Genomic DNA, 15,912 nt, shown 5'->3' with positions numbered 1-15,912 from the left:
TATTATTTAGCCAATTTCATGGCTGCATTAATTGCATTAATTATTTTATTCATATCCTCATCACTCAAAACCGAACATAAAAACCAAGCTTCAAACTGACTTGGTGGAATGTAAACACCATTTTCAATTAATCCCCAAAAGAATTTCGTAAATCTTGCTGTATCACATTCTTGAGCTTCTGTAAAGTTGGTAATTTTTTTAGCTGAGAAAAATGGATTTATCATCGACCCAAAACGATTCACGGTTAATTCAATTCCATTTTCAGTTGCTGCTGCTAATAAGGCTTTTTCTATAATTTCTGCTTGAGCGTTAAACTTATCGTATGGGTTTTGTGCTTTCAATTCTTCTAAGGTAGAGATTCCTGCAGCCATAGCAACTGGGTTTCCAGATAATGTTCCTGCTTGATACATTGCACCCAATGGAGAAACCATTTGCATAATTTCTTCTCTGGCTCCGTAAGCTCCAACAGGAAAACCGCCACCAACAACTTTACCTAAGCAAGTAATGTCAGCTTCAATACCTAATAATTCTTGTGCTCCTCCAAATTTCGAACGGAAACCAGTCATTACTTCATCCACCACCAATAAAATTCCTGCTGCAGAAGTAATCTTTCTTAATTCTTTAATAAAAGAATCGGAAGGAAGAACAACTCCCATATTTCCTGCAATCGGTTCAATAAATACAGCTGCAATATCATCGCATTCGGCAATGTGTTTTTTTACAGAATCAATGTTATTGTACTCAGCAATTAAGGTGTTTTGAACTGCTTCTTTTGGAACTCCAGCACTTCCGGGAATACTTAAAGTTGCTAAACCAGAGCCAGCAGCTACTAATAAAGCATCAGAATGTCCATGGTAACAACCAGCAAATTTTACAATGTGGTTTTTGCCAGTATAAGCTCTTGCTAAACGTATTGCACTTAAAATAGCTTCGGTACCTGAGTTTACAAATCTTACTTTGTCCATTCCAGGAAAAGCATTACAAACTATTTCAGCTAATTTAATTTCATTTTCGGTGCTAGCACCAAAAGTAAAACCAGTACAAACTTGTTTTTGCACAGCTTCAATTACTTTGTCGTTTCCATGTCCAATAATCATAGGACCATAAGAAAGCACTAAATCTATATATTCGTTGCCGTCAACATCATAAATTTTACTTCTGTGCGCTTTTCCCATAAATAATGGGTTTCCGCCAACAGAGTTAAATGCTCTAACAGGAGAGTTTACAGCTCCAACTAAATGTTTTTGACCTGCTTTATATAATTCTTTCGATTTTGTATTATTCATTGTTATTCAAAATTTTTGCTGCCTCTTTGGCAAAATAGGTAATAATAATATCAGCTCCTGCTCTCTTAATAGAAAGTAGCGTTTCCATCATCATTTTTTGTTCATCAATCCATCCGTTTTTACCTGCGGCTTTAATCATGGAATATTCTCCACTTACATTGTAAGCAGCAATTGGTAAGTCGAAATTGTTTTTTAAATCCCTTATGATGTCAAGGTAGGATAAAGCAGGCTTTACCATTAAAATTTCAGCTCCCTCGTCAACATCAGCTTGTGCTTCTTTCATTGCTTCATTTCTATTAGCAGAATCCATTTGATAAGTTCTTCTATCTCCAAAACTTGGAGCTGAATCGGCAGCATCTCTAAAAGGACCGTAATAAGCAGAAGCATATTTTACAGAGTAGCCCATAATCGGAATGTGTTGAAATCCATTCTTATCCAACTCATCTCTAATTTCTCTTACAGCAAAATCCATCATTCCAGATGGAGCAACAATATCTACACCAGCTTTAGCTTGAGCCAAAACTTGTTTTCTTAAATTCACTAAAGTCAAATCGTTGTCTACATCATGGTTGCACAATACACCACAATGACCATGGTCGGTATATTCGCAAAAACAGACATCAGCAATTACTTGTAAAGTGGGGTAATTTGATTTGATGTATCGAATAGCTTTTTGTATAATTCCCTCATCATTCCAACTTTCACTTCCTTCAGCATCTTTCTTCAAAGGAATACCAAAAAGGATAACAGATTTAATTCCCAAAGCGACAACTTCATCCAATTCTTCATTAATTCTATCTAACGAAAAGCGAAAAATACCCGGCATTGAAACAATTTCTTTTTTAATTCCTTCGGCTTCCTCAATAAATAAAGGGTAAATAAAGTCTGTTACTTTTAAGTGAGTTTCTCGAACTTGTGCTCTAATTTCTTCTGTTTTTCGGTTGTCTCTTAATCGTTCTGCCATGTAATAAAATTGAGGAACAAATATAAGGTTGTTAGTTGAAGTGAAAAGTGTTATTTGTCATATTTATTACACAATAAGGAGTAATTTTATTGCATGGAATCAAAAGGTAAAATGATAATTGCAGGTGGAAGTGGTTTTTTTGGAAATCATTTAGTGGAGTATTTTAAAAGCAACTATCAAGTTATTGTTTTAACTAGAGGGAAGTCATATGCTGAAGGTTCGGTTAAATTTGAGCATTGGGATGCTGAAACAAAAGGTGATTGGGTTAACGCTTTAAATGGTGCTGAGGTTTTAATTAATCTCACCGGAAAATCTATTAATTGTCGGTTTACTGCAGAGAACAAAAAAACTTTATTGTCTTCAAGAATTAACTCAACAAATGTTTTGGCAGAAGCAATTGAATCGCTTGAAAACCCTCCAAAAATTTGGTTTAACGCTAGTGCAGGAGCAATGTATAAAGTAAAAAGCGAACCTAATACTGAAGAGGAGAAAGAATACAATGATGGATTTTTATCGGAAATGGCATTAGCTTGGGAAAAGGCTTTTTTTGCAAAAGATTTGCCTCATACAAAAAGGGTTGCAATCCGTATTTCGTTAATTTTAGGAGATGATGGGGGAGTATTTCCTGTTTGGAAAAAAATTACCAGCTTATTAATGGGCGGGAAAGCCGGTAATGGAAAACAAAAAATTGCTTGGATGCATGTTGATGATGCCCTAAGGGCTGTTGATTTTATTATTAAAAATAATTTGGAAGGTGTCTTTAATTTTTCGACCAATCAACCAGTCTCGAATAAAGAATTGATGCGAACATTAAGGTTTCAAATGAATATACCGTTTGGGTTACCTGCTCCTGAATTTGGTATTAAATTAGGTAGTATATTTTTACAAACAGAGCCTTCTTTATTGTTAGATAGTGTAAATTTTATTCCTGAAAAATTAAACGAAAATGGTTTTCATTTTAAATATGATCAACTAAGTTTAGCGATAAATAATTTAATTAAAAATGGATGATTATGCTGTCATATTATTTGATGGCGATTGCAATTTTTGCAGCTTTTGGGTAAAATATGTGATTGAACGAGATAAAAAGGATTTATTTCGATTTTCGTCGTTACAATCAGAAAAGGGGAAAGAGTTGTTGAATCAATATAATTTAACTTCAGACTTAGGTTCAGTAGTTTTAATTAAAAACGATTCTGTTAACACAAAATCTACTGCAGCATTATTTATTTTAAAAGAAATAGGAGGTTTTTATAAAATGGGAGTTCTATTTTTTGTTGTCCCAAAATTTATACGAGATGGTATTTATGATATTATAGCCGATAATCGAAAAAAGTTTTTGAAAAGTGAATCTTGCATAATTCCTTCTGAACAAATTAAAAAAAAGTTTATTTAAACTTAATTTAGCAGCGTGTACGCAATAATCGATATAGAAACTTCGGGAGGAAACCATAAAAATGGTAAAATTACTGAGGTAGCCATCTATAAACATGATGGAAAAAAGATTGTTGAAGAGTATACAACACTTATTAATCCTCAAACTAAAATTGATTGGTACGTTAAGAAATTAACGGGAATTACTGATGAAATGGTTGCAAAAGCACCTAAGTTTCATGAGGTTGCTAAGCAAATTTTAGATATTACTCGTGGTTGCATTTTTATTGCTCATAACGTTGAGTTTGATTATGGTTTTATTCGAGAAGAATATAAGAATCTGGGGTATAAGTTTGAACGCAAACAGTTATGCACAGTTAAGTTGAGTAGAAAATTATTGCCAGGAAAAAAATCATATAGTTTAGGTAAGCTTTGCAAAGAAATAGGAATTGAATTGGAAGATAGGCATAGAGCTTCTGGCGATGCTTTAGCAACTGTTAAGCTTTTTGAATTGTTGTTGGAAGCTGATAGCGGTAAGAAGTTAATTCCTCGTCCAGTAATAGATCCAAACCAGACCAGTTTGTTTTAGTTGTTTTTCATCACCATTCTTGCTGTATTTCTACTTTTTTGTTCAACAATTATTGTTTTATTGTTGGTTACTCTATCAATAGTTTGTTGGTCGTAATGGCGTATGGTTACCAACTCTAAATTTTCATTAAACAATACTTTATATTCACCTTTTAATTCTTCAATTAAGTTTGGAATTTTCATTTTGTCGTTGTCAGTTACAATAGAAAAACTAATAGCAGAATTTTGCATCAGGTTAATTTTAACATTGTGTTTAGCAAATAAGCCAAAAATATGACTTAAATGATCTTCCATAATAAAAGAGTAATCTTTTGCTCCAATAGAAATTAACATCTGATTCATTTTAAAAATAAACGAAGGTATTTGAGCATCTTTTGCAGTATTTTGGTTAATTATGCTTCCTTCTTCTTTGGGGTTAACAAACGATTTTACATACAAAGGAATTTTTTTGTTTTGTAATGGTTTTATCGTTTTAGGATGTATTACAGTTGCTCCATAATAAGCTAATTCAACTGCTTCGTGGTACGAAATATTTGAAAGTTTTTGAGTGTTGTCAAACCATTTAGGGTCGGCATTTAGCATGCCAGGTACATCTTTCCAAATGGTTACGCTATCTGCATTCATACAATATGCTAAAATACCTGCACTAAAATCAGAACCTTCTCTACCCAATGTAGTTGTAAACAACTCAGAGCTTGAGCCAATAAATCCTTGGGTGATAATTATTGTATTTTCATTTGGATTAAATAAAGGAGCTAATGTTTTTGTTGTACAACTTTCGGTAAGTTCCCAATCTATTCTTGCGTCTCGATGGGTGTTATCGGTTTGTATTAAATCTCGTGCATCTATCCATTTTGTGTTTATGTTAACGGAGTTTAAATAAGCGCTTACAATTTTGGTTGATAACAATTCCCCAACAGAAACAATTTGATCGTAAACATAATTGAAATCACGAGTGGGAGCATCTTCAATTTCCCATTCAATTTCCACAAAAGTATTATGTATATCTTCAAAAATTTTAAGGGATTTATCTGCAAAAAGTTCGTTCATTATTTCAAAATGAAAGTCTTTTGATTCGTTTAATAAATCAAAGCATTTTCCATCTTGAGCCATGTATGATTCTACAACCTTTTCAAGTGCATTTGTAGTTTTTCCCATAGCTGAAATTACAATAATTAAGTTTTCGCTATAAAGCTGAATTACTTTTGCCACATTTTTTACTGATTCAGCATTTTTTACAGATGCACCACCAAATTTAAATACTTTCATTTTAGAATCTCAATTTACCGTTAATCCATTCTCCATCTAACTCAGCATTAAATTTTTTGTAAAAATTAATTGCAGGTTCATTCCAGTCAAGCACTTGCCAAGTCATTAATTTTGCATTCATTTCTTTAGCAGCTTTTATTGTTTCTTCAAACAATACTTTCCCAATTTTTTGACCTCGATGTTCTTCTTTTACTACAATATCTTCTAGATAAAGACATCTTCCTTTCCAAGTTGAATAACGAATATAATAGAACGACATTCCTAAAATACCATTATCATTCTCAGCTAAAATTATCCAATAAAGAGGGGTTTCACCAAAACCATCTTTTTCAAGTTCTTCTAAAGTTATTGTAACCTCATGACCAGCTTTTTCATAAACAGCCAATTCGGTTACTAATGCTAGCACTTCTGGCAAATCTTCTTGAGTAGCTTTTCGTATTGTAAAATCCATAAAACAAATGTAACCCATTTGTTTTTTTTAATCCGATTTTAAAAGCCAAAAATAAATTACTCTTTCGGTAATATTTACTTATTTTGCATTATGGAAACGTTAACCAAATCTCAAACAATGTCGCAAGTAAAAACCTTAAACGAATTTATTTTAGATAAGCAACATGATTTTCCTTTTGCATCGGGTGAATTAAGTAGATTATTAAGTGATATAGGAGTGGCTTCTAAAATTATTAATCAAGAGATTAATAAGGCTGGTTTGGTAAATATTTTAGGCGCTGCAGGTAATGAAAATATTCAAGGGGAAGAGCAACAGTTGCTAGATGTTTTTGCAGACAATAAATTTATAAACGCTTTTCGTTCTGGAGGAGAAGTTTGTGGGATCGCATCTGAAGAAAATGATGATTTTTTACCTTTTGAGAATGAATCTTCCAGAAATGGAAAATACGTTGTTACTTTCGATCCTTTAGATGGGTCGTCAAATATTGATGTAAATGTTTCGGTGGGCACTATTTTTTCAATCTACAGAAGAATTTCTACAGAAGGACCTGCTCAATTAGAAGATTTTTTGCAAAAAGGGACTGAACAAGTTGCTGCAGGATATGTAATATACGGTTCGTCAACAATGTTGGTTTATACTACAGGCAAAGGTGTTAATGGTTTTACTTTAGACCCTGGCATTGGTGAGTATTGTTTGTCACATCCGAATATGAAAGCTCCAGAAGATGGAAGATTGTACTCTTTTAATGAAGGGAATTACAATACATTTTCTACTGGACTTCAAAAATATTGTGATTGGGTAAAAGAAGAAGATGCTTCAACAGGAAGACCATATTCATGTCGTTATATTGCCTCAATGGTTGCAGATATTCATCGTAACTTAATTAAAGGAGGAGTATTTTGTTATCCTGCTACAGCAGGCTCACCAAATGGTAAATTAAGATTATTGTACGAATGTAATCCAATGGCATTTATTGTTGAACAAGCTGGAGGGATTGCTACTACTGGACATGAAAGAATTATGGAAATTCAACCAACTGAATTGCATCAACGAGTTCCTGCTTTAATGGGTTCTAAAAATATGGTTGGCAAGGTTTTAGAGATGATAAATCAATATGACTAAGTTTAAAAAAGCATTTCTTTCATTATTATTAATTGTTCCATTTATTTCTTTTTCTCAAGAAGTAATACAAGAGATTGTATCTATAGATACCGTAGATATTATTTATAAGGTAATTCAAAAAGAAACAGTAGGCGATTATTTTCAATTAAAAAGTTATGTGTTTGCTGATGACACTTCTAAAATTGCTATCGAAAAAAACTTTTCTAATGAAGTTCAAAATGGATTAACTAGAGTTTATTATCCATCTGGTAAATTACGAGTAAAAGCACTTTATGGAAATAATAAACTTCAAGGAGAATTTATTAATTATGATGAGGACGGTACAATTTTAATAAAAGGAGTTTATAATTATGGAATTAAACATGGCTATTGGGCTTATAAAGAAGCTGGTGTTTTTGGAAGATATGTAAAAGGAAAAAAACATAGAAATTGGAAAAAGAAAGATAAAAATGGTGTAAAGCATAAAGCTTGGTATTGGCGAGGCGAATTTAAGAGAGGGGCTGAAATATTTAACGATGATTATATTTATTATTCAGATACAGCATATGTCGCTATAGCTGATTCAAATCAAAACAACCCTTCAACTGTTATTATTAATGTTGATCAAAAATATATAAATACAGTAAAATATTTAGCGGGTAATTATTACTTAAGAAAAGTGAGTAAAGACTTTTTTAGACAGACTAAAAAAGAGCGTAAAACTTTTGTTGATGAGAATGTAAATTATGAAAAAGATGTATTGAAATTTAAAGTTTCAGAAACAATTAGCCCAATTGATATTTCTTATTTTATAGAACAAAAAAAACTTTTAAAACCAACTTTAGATTCATTAATTAAAGCAAATGGGGTTGCAATTAATGAGTCATTAAAATCTTGTGAAAAACAGGTTGAAAATGATTTAGAAAAACTATCAACAAACAAAGATGCTAATCTAATGTTGGTTTTCTCAAAAATAACTGACCGTTTAATTGTGCTTGAATTTATAGAAAATACAAAGCCAGAAATTTCGATGAAAGTATTAGTGTTGTTAGATGAAAACAATGAAGTTTTAGAAGTTGAATATGAACAAAGAGAATGGTAAGCTCTTTTTATTAATTTCCTATTTTTACAAATAATCAGAATCTAATTACAACTTGCTACTAAGTATTAAAATAGTAACAGAATATCCTATTTGGTTAATTGCTTTTTGTCTTTTAGCTGGTGTTGGTTATGCTTTCTTTTTATATCGTAACGATAGTCGTTTTGAAAATGTAAAGCTTTGGCTAAAACGAACGATGTTTATTTTTCGAGCTTTAGTGGTAAGCATTCTTTGCTTTTTGTTGCTTTCACCTTTAATTAAAACCATTTTTAATACAGTTGAAAAACCAATAATTGTAATTGCGCAAGATAATACTTCATCAATTTTAATGAATAAAGATTCCGTTTTTTATAAAACAGAATACCTAACTAAAATTGACAATTTAAAACAAAAATTATCATCAACTTATGATGTTAAAATGTATGGATTCGATGAGCAGTTTGATGAAAAAGATGTAATTAATTTTACAGGAAAAATTACCAACTTGTCTAATGTATTTGATGAACTTGAAAACAGATTTTACAATCAGAATATCGGAGCTGTAATTCTAGCAACTGACGGTATTTTTAATGAAGGTTCCAATCCTGTTTATACTTCTCAATCAAATGGTGTGCCTATTTATGCAATTGCCTTAGGAGATACAACTCCTCAAAAAGATATTATTTTAAAAGATGTTGTATTAAATAAACTTACTTTTTTAGGAAATCAATTTCCAATGGAAATTAATGGATTAGTTCAGGAGGGAGAAGGATTTAAAACTAAGTTAGAAATTACAAATAGAGGCAAAATTGTTTTTGAAAAAGAATATCAAATTAATTCTTCCAATTTTTCAATTAATGAAAACATTCTTGTTGAGGCTAAAGAAGTTGGTGTTCAGAATTATAAGGTAAAATTATCTACTATAGAAAATGAGGTTAGTATTGCTAATAATTTACAGGATGTTTACATTGAAGTTCTAGATGGTCGTCAGGAAATTTTGATTTTAGCAAATGCACCACATCCCGATTTAAAAGCTTTAAAATTGAGTATAGAAAGTAATGAGAATTACAAAGTAAAAACTCAAATGTTAAACGACTTTAACGGAAATACAGAAGCTTTTAGTTTGGTAATCCTTCATCAACTATCGGGTTATGAAGAAGCAGTTCAAAAGTTAAATCAATCCAAAACATCTGTATGGTATATTTTAGATGCAAAAACAACTGTAAATCAATTTAACAAGTTAAAAACTGGTTTAGAAATTTTAAATTCAAATGGACAAACCAATCAAGTTTTAGCTAATGTAAATGAGCAATTTCCATTATTTTCATTAGCTGAAAAAACGATTAAATATATTAACAATACTTCGCCTTTATTAACTGTTTTTGGAACCTACAAAATTCAAGAAAATGGCTACAATTTGTTCCATCAAAAAATTGGTTCAGTAATTACTGAAAGTCCATTAATGACCTTCTTTCAAAATGGAAATAAAAAAGTTGCAATTCTAGCAGGTGAGGGGCTATGGAAATGGAGAATTCAAGAGTTTAACAAAACAAAAAAACATGAAGCAATTGATGAATTGATTAATAAAACAGTTCAATTTTTATCAGTAAAAGAAGATAAGAGCAAATTTAGGTTAATTGTAAAAAATAGATTTTTAGAAAACGAAGAAGTGTTGTTTAATGCAGAATTGTATAACGATAGCTATGAATTATCCAATGAGCCAGAAATTGAATTACTAGTTACAAACGAAGGTGAAGATGAGTTTAAGTTTAACTTTAATAAAACCTCAAATGCATATTTTTTAAACGCTGGTATTTTTAATCCAGGAGCTTATCAATATGTTGCTACCGTAGTGTTGGGCGATAAAAAATATGTAGAAAAGGGAGAGTTTCAAGTAGCTCAAATACAATTAGAAATGAATAACACTATAGCTAATCATCAGTTGCTAGCTAATTTAGTTAAGAAGCATGATGGAGGGTTGTTTTATCCTTCTAATATTGAGGGTGTAAATGATGCTATTCAAAAAAATAATAACATTGCTTCAATAATTTTTGAAGAAAAAGATTTAAAAGAGCTAATTAATTTAAAATGGATTTTTGGATTAATTCTATTGCTATTAAGTGCTGAGTGGTTTTTGAGAAAAAGAAATGGAGCTTATTAAAATGATTACACCCGAAATTATATTCAATACATTAATTGCAATTTTAGTTTTAAGTTTTTTCTTTAATCAATGGATAAACTGGCTTGATACAACTAATGAACCAATAAAATTACCACAAGAAATTGCTGATATTTATGATGAAGAAAAATATTTAAAATCGAAAAAGTATGACAAGGTAAAAACAAAGTTTAGCTTTATATCTTCAGCTTTTAGTTTATTGCTAATGCTAGGTATGTTATTTTTTGATGGCTTTGCTTTTACTGATGAATTATCAAGGTCAATTACAAATCATCCGGTTTTATTATCGTTAGTTTTTTTTGCTATTTTAATGGTTGTTTCAGATATTGTGAGCTTGCCGTTTTCATTGTATAGTATTTTTGTAATTGAAGAAAAATTTGGGTTTAACAAAACCACCATTAAAACATTTATTTTAGATAAAATTAAAGGAGCATTAGTTGCAACTATACTTGGTGGAGTTGTACTTTATCTTTTTGTTTGGTTTTACAGCTTTACTGGGCATTTGTTTTGGTTATGGAGTTGGTTTCTTTTTGTGGTTATTATGTTGTTAATGACGATGTTCTATGCTTCCATTTTTGTGCCGTTATTTAATAAGTTAACACCTTTGCCAGAAGGTGAATTAAGAACAGAAATTGAACAATATTGCGATAAAGTAGGTTTTAAATTAGATAATCTATTTGTAATGGATGGATCGAAAAGAAGTACCAAAGCAAATGCTTTTTTTAGTGGGCTAGGAGCAAAAAAACGGATTGTCCTTTATGATACGTTGGTCGATAATTATTCAAAAGAAGAAATTACAGCTGTATTAGCTCATGAAGTTGGACATTATAAAAAGAAACATACCTTAACAACTTTGTTCTTATCAGCTTTTCAAGTTGGGATTATGTTGTATTTATTGTCGTTAGTTATAAATTCTTCTCAAATTTCGTTAGCACTTGGAATTGATACTCCTAGTTTTCATATAGGGTTTTTAGTTTTTTCAATATTATATACTCCTTTGTCAATGCTAACAGGAATATTGATGAATGTAGTTTCTCGTAAAAATGAGTATGAAGCAGATAATTTTGCTAAAACAACTTACAATCATTTACCCTTAATTTCGTCGTTAAAGAAATTGTCTGGAGACAGTTTAAGTAATTTAACTCCGCACCAAATTAATGTTTTTATAAATTATTCGCACCCCACATTATTACAAAGAATTAGAAGCCTAAATAAATAATAAGATTATGGTTTTGATTTTTTATTATTATGTTTACTTTTATCTCTATAAATTAATTAAGCCATGAGAAAATCATTGTACAGTAAGGTTTTAACTATTGTTTTTTTACTAAGCTTAATCCCTTTGGCTTCAAGTATGCAGTCTTGTTCGAAAAAGCCGGGGTATAACTCACCTAGAAATGGAGGTGCGAAAGTAAAATCTTCAGGGAGTATTGGTAATAGAAAACATAAGAATAGCCACGTTTGGGGTAGATAATCTATAATTTACCTCCACAAAACTTACAAAATTCAGAATCGTCATCATGTCCTTCTCTAGAGCAGTTAGGGCAAGCCTGTGTTGATATTGTGCTAGTATTGCTTTTAGCATATTCAGCACCAACAATTCCTGTTGGTACAGCAATTATAGCATAACCAATAATCATAATAATAGAGGCAAGTGTTTGACCTAAAACTGTTTGTGGAGCAATGTCTCCATAACCTACAGTTGTTAAGGTTACAATTGTCCAATAAATACTTCTAGGAATGCTAGTAAAACCAGCCTCAGGAGTTTCTATTAAGTACATAAGTGTGCCTAGTACAATAACTAAACTCATTACTGCAAAAAGGAATACTATAATTTTATTTTTACTAGCAATAAGTGCCTGATTCAAAGTTTGAGCAGCGCTAACATATCTGGCTAATTTTAGAATTCTAAAAATTCTTAAAAGCCTAATGCTTCTAATAACAGATAGAGAGTGTGTACCTGAAATAAATAAACCTAAAAATGTGGGTAGAATTGATAATAAATCAATGATACCATAAAAGCTAAAAATATATTTTAAGGGTTTTTTTACAGCAATAATTCTTGCAATATATTCTAATGTAAAAAGGAAAGTAAACGACCATTCAATAATTTTTATTTCGCTATTGTATGCTTCACTAATTGAAACAACACTTTCGAGCATTACTACGACTATACTAATTAATATTGCCCATAACAAGATTACATCAAATAGTTTTCCTGCTTTGGTGTCTGCCTCAAAAATTATGGTATGTAGTTTTTCTCTCAATTTAGGTGTTGTTCTATTTTACAAAGTAAGCAAAAAAATAAAGGTTGGTATTAAATACCAACCTTTATCATTTCTTAATGTAGTAGGTTTATTATTTTACAATAAAACGATTTACTATTTTTTCATTACCAACAGTAAATTCAATAAAGTAAATACCTGATGTAAATGAAGAAGTATTAAACGATTCGTTATAAGTTCCAGAAGAAAGATTTCCGAATGACTTATTCTTTAAAACTTTTCCTGTAATATCTAATAAGTTTACACTTACTAAATTGCTATTTTTTAATTCAAATCTTAAATTTAAAATATCCGTTGTAGGGTTAGGATAACTTTCTAATCTGTCAATTTTAATGTTTTCATTAATGCCAACAGGGAAAGTCATGTCTATATGGTCAATTAATAATTGACTTCCTGGAATTTCACCAGATCCTGCTGCAATTAAAAATGTATCTGGAGCCATTGGAAAGCTAAGTAGTGAGCTAAGCATAGTATAGTTTGCTTGAGCACCAACTAAAGCACCAGCTTGAGCGATAACACTACCTCCATTTTTAAATTGAATATTTACCCAACCAGAATCATTTGCTACCGGAGCATATTTATAATATACATTTACAGCTGTAGGTTGAGATGTGTAAGGTACTCCACCAAACATACCAAATTCATTAAAAGATCCATTAGTTGCTAACCCACTCATTGTATCACCCCACTGAGAGTTTATAGTGTTTAATTCTAATGCATATGTTCCAGAGTAAGCATCAGTAGATTTTTCTGCTGGCATTGGAGTTTGACCAACAGCATATTCATTTGAAGTAAACCATCCATCTGGATTATCCCAAGTAACAGTAGTCCAGTTTTCAAAACTTTGATTGTAAACATCTTGTAATTGACCTGTAGAATTTTTAAGTTTTACATTATCAATCATCATCCATGTTCCTGGGATACCATTAAATTCATTTAATGGATCACCTGTTGCAAAAGCTAACAAAATTGAATCAGCCATAATTGCATTCACCTCATAAGCAAATCTTTTCCATGAACTTTGTGTGCCAGTTACATAATATGTCCCTCCTCCTGTTAACCCAAAACCAGTTTGAGAAGCAGCTAATAAAAGAGCACATGAATCACCAGGCATTACATCGTATTTCCAATACCCAATTATACTATCAACACCTCCAATTGTTACAGGTTGTCCTGGAGCTAGAGCGTCGGGGTCACCACTTAAGATGTAGCCAAAAACAGTGTCACCTGATGGGATAGTTACAGTTTCTAATCTTACAGAGTATGTTCCGTCAACAGCATCTGTACTTTGTTGAATAGCTAAATTACCAAGAGCACCTAATTCATTGGCAGGTGTTTCGTATTGGTCTAGTACTAATACACTGCCTTGAGTCCAATTTTCAAAACCTTCATATTGAGCAAAGCCACAATATCCGGTTAATAATAATGTTAAAGAAAGTAATGTTTTTTTCATAATTGTGTAGTTTAAAGTTCATTACAATTTTAAGCCTTTACAAAATGAAAAACAATGATTTATATCAGAGAAATGAGTTTCGTCGAATAAAAATAATGTTTGGTCGTAAAAAATGAGCTAAATGATATCTATACTTCCAACTCCTTCTCTTATAACTTCTGGTTCATCATGCGTACAATCGATAACGGTAGAAGCATCATTTTTACCAAAACCGCCATCAATAACTATATCTACAAGCTTTTCGTATTTTTCGTAAATTAGTTCAGGATTGGTAATGTATTCTAATATTTCATCGTCATCATGCACCGAAGTAGAAATTAAAGGATTACCTAATTCTTTTACTAGAGCTCTTGCTATATTGTTGTCTGGTATTCTTATTCCAATTGTTTTTTTGTTGGATTTAAAGAGCTTAGGCACGCTAGTGTTGGCATTTAAAATAAAAGTGTAAGGGCCAGGTAATGCTCTTTTCATTAATTTGTAAGTAGCATTACTAAATTGAACTGTAAAATCTGAAATATGGCTTAAATCGAAACAGATTAATGAGAAGTTAGCTTTTTCTACTTTTATCCCTTTTAATTGAGCCATACGTTCTACAGCTTTACGATTGTTTAAATCGCATGCCATACTGTAGACCGTATCGGTAGGATAAATAATTATTCCACCTTTTTTCAACGTTTTTACAACTTGAGCTATTTTACGCTCATCAGGATTATCGGGGTAGATGCTAATTAACATTTTAATTTATTTATTTGCTTTTGCATGGTCTGCTAAAAACTGAGCTAAACCACTATCAGTTAATGGATGTTTTAATAAGCCTTCAATTGCACTAAGTGGTCCAGTCATAACATCTGCAGCAAAATGAGCACATTGCATAATGTGCATAGTGTGTCTTACCGAAGCTGCTAATATTTGAGTTTCGAAACCGTAGTTGTCAAAAATTAAACGAATCTCAGCAATTAGGTTCATTCCGTTGGTAGAAATATCGTCTAATCTACCAATAAACGGAGAAACATAAGTAGCTCCTGCTTTTGCTGCTAATAATGCTTGTCCAGCAGAAAAGATTAATGTACAATTGGTTCTAATTCCTTTTGATGAAAAATATTTTATTGCCTTAATACCTTCTTTTGTAATAGGTACTTTTACTACAATTTGAGGGTGTAAAGCAGCTAAGTTTTCACCTTCTTTTACCATTCCTTCAAAATCTGTAGCAATCACTTCTGCACTTACATCGCCATCTACAATGTCGCAAATTGCTTTGTAGTGAGCCATCACATTATCATAACCACTAATGCCTTCTTTAGCCATTAATGATGGGTTGGTAGTTACACCGTCTAAAACTCCTAAATCTTGAGCTTCTTTAATTTGGTCGATGTTTGCAGTGTCAATAAAAAATTTCATTTCTAGTCAGTTTAATTTTAAACAAATGTAGAAATGCTTTTAAGTTTGTTCAAATAAAGATTTAAAGAGATATTAACACTTTTTGCTACTCTGCCGGTATGTAATAAAGTGTAGTTTTTATAAGGTCTTCCGATTGATAAGTAATCACTAAACTGTTAGACTCAAGGGTAATTACTTTTATCCAATTAATTTTAAAAACAGAAGCAGCTCCTTTTGATAGGTATATTTTACCACCCTTTTCACTCCAAGTACCTTCAATTGCTTCGCTACTTAGTGTTCCTGTGTATTTGTTGTCGGCGGTAAAAGTTATCCAATCGTTTTTTTGATTTTCTGCTAAAGCGAACTTATCTCCAAATTCCTCCAATTCGTGTAAGCTCCATTTTTTGGAGATGTTTTTTGATGCTGATTGAGCAAAAGAGCAAACAGTAACAACAATTAAAAAAAGTAAAGTGGTAAATTTTTTCATGATTAAAATTTTTACCACAA

General features: G+C 31.4%; 17 protein-coding genes. 8 read left to right on the top strand and 9 right to left on the bottom strand.

Annotated features, from left to right (window positions below; translation table 11 throughout):
• Positions 1–2: 2 nt before the first annotated feature.
• Together hemL and hemB are read right to left on the bottom strand one after the other, a co-directional pair.
• Positions 3–1,286 (bottom strand): glutamate-1-semialdehyde 2,1-aminomutase, encoded by a 1,284-nt coding sequence (gene hemL, locus FRY74_RS03045; RefSeq protein WP_147098480.1) that lies wholly within the window; start codon positions 1,284–1,286, stop codon positions 3–5.
• Complete coding sequence (hemB, locus tag FRY74_RS03040) at positions 1,279–2,250, bottom strand: porphobilinogen synthase (RefSeq protein WP_147098478.1); 972 nt, start codon at positions 2,248–2,250, stop codon at positions 1,279–1,281. Before hemB ends, hemL begins: the two co-directional genes overlap by 8 nt.
• A 93-nt stretch (positions 2,251–2,343) precedes the next feature.
• Here hemB and FRY74_RS03035 point away from each other — a divergent pair, with 93 nt between their 5' ends.
• Genes FRY74_RS03035 through FRY74_RS03025 form a run of 3 tightly spaced genes read left to right on the top strand, consistent with a single transcriptional unit; the run spans position 2,344 to position 4,213 of the window.
• On the top strand, positions 2,344–3,261 hold the full coding sequence (locus tag FRY74_RS03035) for a TIGR01777 family oxidoreductase (protein WP_147098476.1): 918 nt from the start codon (positions 2,344–2,346) through the stop codon (positions 3,259–3,261).
• Positions 3,254–3,646 carry a thiol-disulfide oxidoreductase DCC family protein gene (locus FRY74_RS03030; protein WP_147098474.1) on the top strand — a complete coding sequence of 131 codons (393 nt, stop codon included), beginning with the start codon at positions 3,254–3,256 and terminating at the stop codon, positions 3,644–3,646. The genes FRY74_RS03035 and FRY74_RS03030 overlap by 8 nt, the downstream gene beginning before the upstream one ends.
• A 15-nt stretch (positions 3,647–3,661) precedes the next feature.
• Positions 3,662–4,213: a 3'-5' exonuclease gene (locus tag FRY74_RS03025; protein ID WP_147098472.1), complete on the top strand. Its 552-nt coding sequence runs from the start codon at positions 3,662–3,664 to the stop codon at positions 4,211–4,213.
• Here the strand turns inward: FRY74_RS03025 and FRY74_RS03020 are convergent.
• On the bottom strand, positions 4,210–5,481 hold the full coding sequence (locus tag FRY74_RS03020; RefSeq protein WP_147098470.1) for an aspartate kinase: 1,272 nt from the start codon (positions 5,479–5,481) through the stop codon (positions 4,210–4,212). The two genes, FRY74_RS03025 and FRY74_RS03020, sit on opposite strands and share 4 nt — an antisense overlap.
• A 1-nt stretch (position 5,482) precedes the next feature.
• Positions 5,483–5,932 carry a GNAT family N-acetyltransferase gene (locus FRY74_RS03015; RefSeq protein WP_147098468.1) on the bottom strand — a complete coding sequence of 150 codons (450 nt, stop codon included), beginning with the start codon at positions 5,930–5,932 and terminating at the stop codon, positions 5,483–5,485.
• Positions 5,933–6,049: 117 nt separating this feature from the next.
• Here FRY74_RS03015 and fbp point away from each other — a divergent pair, with 117 nt between their 5' ends.
• The 5 genes from fbp (at position 6,050) to FRY74_RS02990 (ending at position 11,764) form a co-directional block, all read left to right on the top strand.
• The gene (gene fbp / locus FRY74_RS03010; protein WP_147098850.1) at positions 6,050–7,054 is read left to right on the top strand and encodes a class 1 fructose-bisphosphatase; all 1,005 of its coding nucleotides are present in this window, start codon (positions 6,050–6,052) and stop codon (positions 7,052–7,054) included.
• Positions 7,047–8,135 carry a toxin-antitoxin system YwqK family antitoxin gene (locus tag FRY74_RS03005; RefSeq protein ID WP_147098466.1) on the top strand — a complete coding sequence of 363 codons (1,089 nt, stop codon included), beginning with the start codon at positions 7,047–7,049 and terminating at the stop codon, positions 8,133–8,135. The genes fbp and FRY74_RS03005 overlap by 8 nt, the downstream gene beginning before the upstream one ends.
• A gap of 52 nt (positions 8,136–8,187) precedes the next feature.
• Entirely contained in the window at positions 8,188–10,272 is a 2,085-nt protein-coding gene (locus FRY74_RS03000; protein WP_147098464.1) for a hypothetical protein, read from the top strand.
• Positions 10,259–11,509 (top strand): M48 family metallopeptidase, encoded by a 1,251-nt coding sequence (locus tag FRY74_RS02995; RefSeq protein ID WP_223265804.1) that lies wholly within the window; start codon positions 10,259–10,261, stop codon positions 11,507–11,509. Before FRY74_RS03000 ends, FRY74_RS02995 begins: the two co-directional genes overlap by 14 nt.
• A gap of 63 nt (positions 11,510–11,572) precedes the next feature.
• Complete coding sequence (locus FRY74_RS02990) at positions 11,573–11,764, top strand: hypothetical protein (protein WP_147098462.1); 192 nt, start codon at positions 11,573–11,575, stop codon at positions 11,762–11,764.
• Between the two features lies 1 nt (position 11,765).
• On the opposite strand, the gene FRY74_RS02985 is transcribed toward FRY74_RS02990, so the two are convergent.
• From FRY74_RS02985 to FRY74_RS02965, 5 genes are all read right to left on the bottom strand, one after another.
• Positions 11,766–12,557 (bottom strand): ion transporter, encoded by a 792-nt coding sequence (locus FRY74_RS02985; protein ID WP_147098460.1) that lies wholly within the window; start codon positions 12,555–12,557, stop codon positions 11,766–11,768.
• 91 nt (positions 12,558–12,648) lie between these two features.
• On the bottom strand, positions 12,649–14,028 hold the full coding sequence (locus FRY74_RS02980) for a T9SS type A sorting domain-containing protein (RefSeq protein WP_147098458.1): 1,380 nt from the start codon (positions 14,026–14,028) through the stop codon (positions 12,649–12,651).
• 117 nt (positions 14,029–14,145) lie between these two features.
• Positions 14,146–14,769, bottom strand: coding sequence for an L-threonylcarbamoyladenylate synthase (locus FRY74_RS02975; protein ID WP_223265818.1), 624 nt, complete (start codon positions 14,767–14,769; stop codon positions 14,146–14,148).
• Positions 14,770–15,426 (bottom strand): fructose-6-phosphate aldolase, encoded by a 657-nt coding sequence (gene fsa / locus FRY74_RS02970; RefSeq protein ID WP_147098454.1) that lies wholly within the window; start codon positions 15,424–15,426, stop codon positions 14,770–14,772. It lies immediately after the preceding gene.
• Positions 15,427–15,511: 85 nt separating this feature from the next.
• Positions 15,512–15,892, bottom strand: coding sequence for a lipocalin family protein (locus FRY74_RS02965; RefSeq protein WP_147098452.1), 381 nt, complete (start codon positions 15,890–15,892; stop codon positions 15,512–15,514).
• Positions 15,893–15,912 lie beyond the last annotated feature (20 nt).

Origin of the sequence: Vicingus serpentipes (genome assembly GCF_007993035.1) — a bacterium.
GTDB lineage: Bacteria > Bacteroidota > Bacteroidia > Flavobacteriales_E > Vicingaceae > Vicingus > Vicingus serpentipes.
This window is presented reverse-complemented; position numbering and strand designations above follow the sequence as displayed.

Bases quoted from the DNA above. Each gene is read 5' to 3' on its own strand.
- FRY74_RS03035 (WP_147098476.1), top strand. From the start codon at position 2,344: ATGGAATCAAAAGGTAAAATGATAATTGCAGGTGGAAGTGGTTTTTTT.
- fbp (WP_147098850.1), top strand. From the start codon at position 6,050: ATGTCGCAAGTAAAAACCTTAAACGAATTTATTTTAGATAAGCAACAT.
- FRY74_RS03005 (WP_147098466.1), top strand. From the start codon at position 7,047: ATGACTAAGTTTAAAAAAGCATTTCTTTCATTATTATTAATTGTTCCA.
- FRY74_RS03020 (WP_147098470.1), bottom strand. From the start codon at position 5,481: ATGAAAGTATTTAAATTTGGTGGTGCATCTGTAAAAAATGCTGAATCA.
- FRY74_RS02980 (WP_147098458.1), bottom strand. From the start codon at position 14,028: ATGAAAAAAACATTACTTTCTTTAACATTATTATTAACCGGATATTGT.
- FRY74_RS02995 (WP_223265804.1), top strand. From the start codon at position 10,259: ATGGAGCTTATTAAAATGATTACACCCGAAATTATATTCAATACATTA.
- fsa (WP_147098454.1), bottom strand. From the start codon at position 15,426: ATGAAATTTTTTATTGACACTGCAAACATCGACCAAATTAAAGAAGCT.
- FRY74_RS03015 (WP_147098468.1), bottom strand. From the start codon at position 5,932: ATGGATTTTACAATACGAAAAGCTACTCAAGAAGATTTGCCAGAAGTG.
- hemB (WP_147098478.1), bottom strand. From the start codon at position 2,250: ATGGCAGAACGATTAAGAGACAACCGAAAAACAGAAGAAATTAGAGCA.
- hemL (WP_147098480.1), bottom strand. From the start codon at position 1,286: ATGAATAATACAAAATCGAAAGAATTATATAAAGCAGGTCAAAAACAT.
- FRY74_RS03030 (WP_147098474.1), top strand. From the start codon at position 3,254: ATGGATGATTATGCTGTCATATTATTTGATGGCGATTGCAATTTTTGC.
- FRY74_RS02990 (WP_147098462.1), top strand. From the start codon at position 11,573: ATGAGAAAATCATTGTACAGTAAGGTTTTAACTATTGTTTTTTTACTA.
- FRY74_RS02965 (WP_147098452.1), bottom strand. From the start codon at position 15,892: ATGAAAAAATTTACCACTTTACTTTTTTTAATTGTTGTTACTGTTTGC.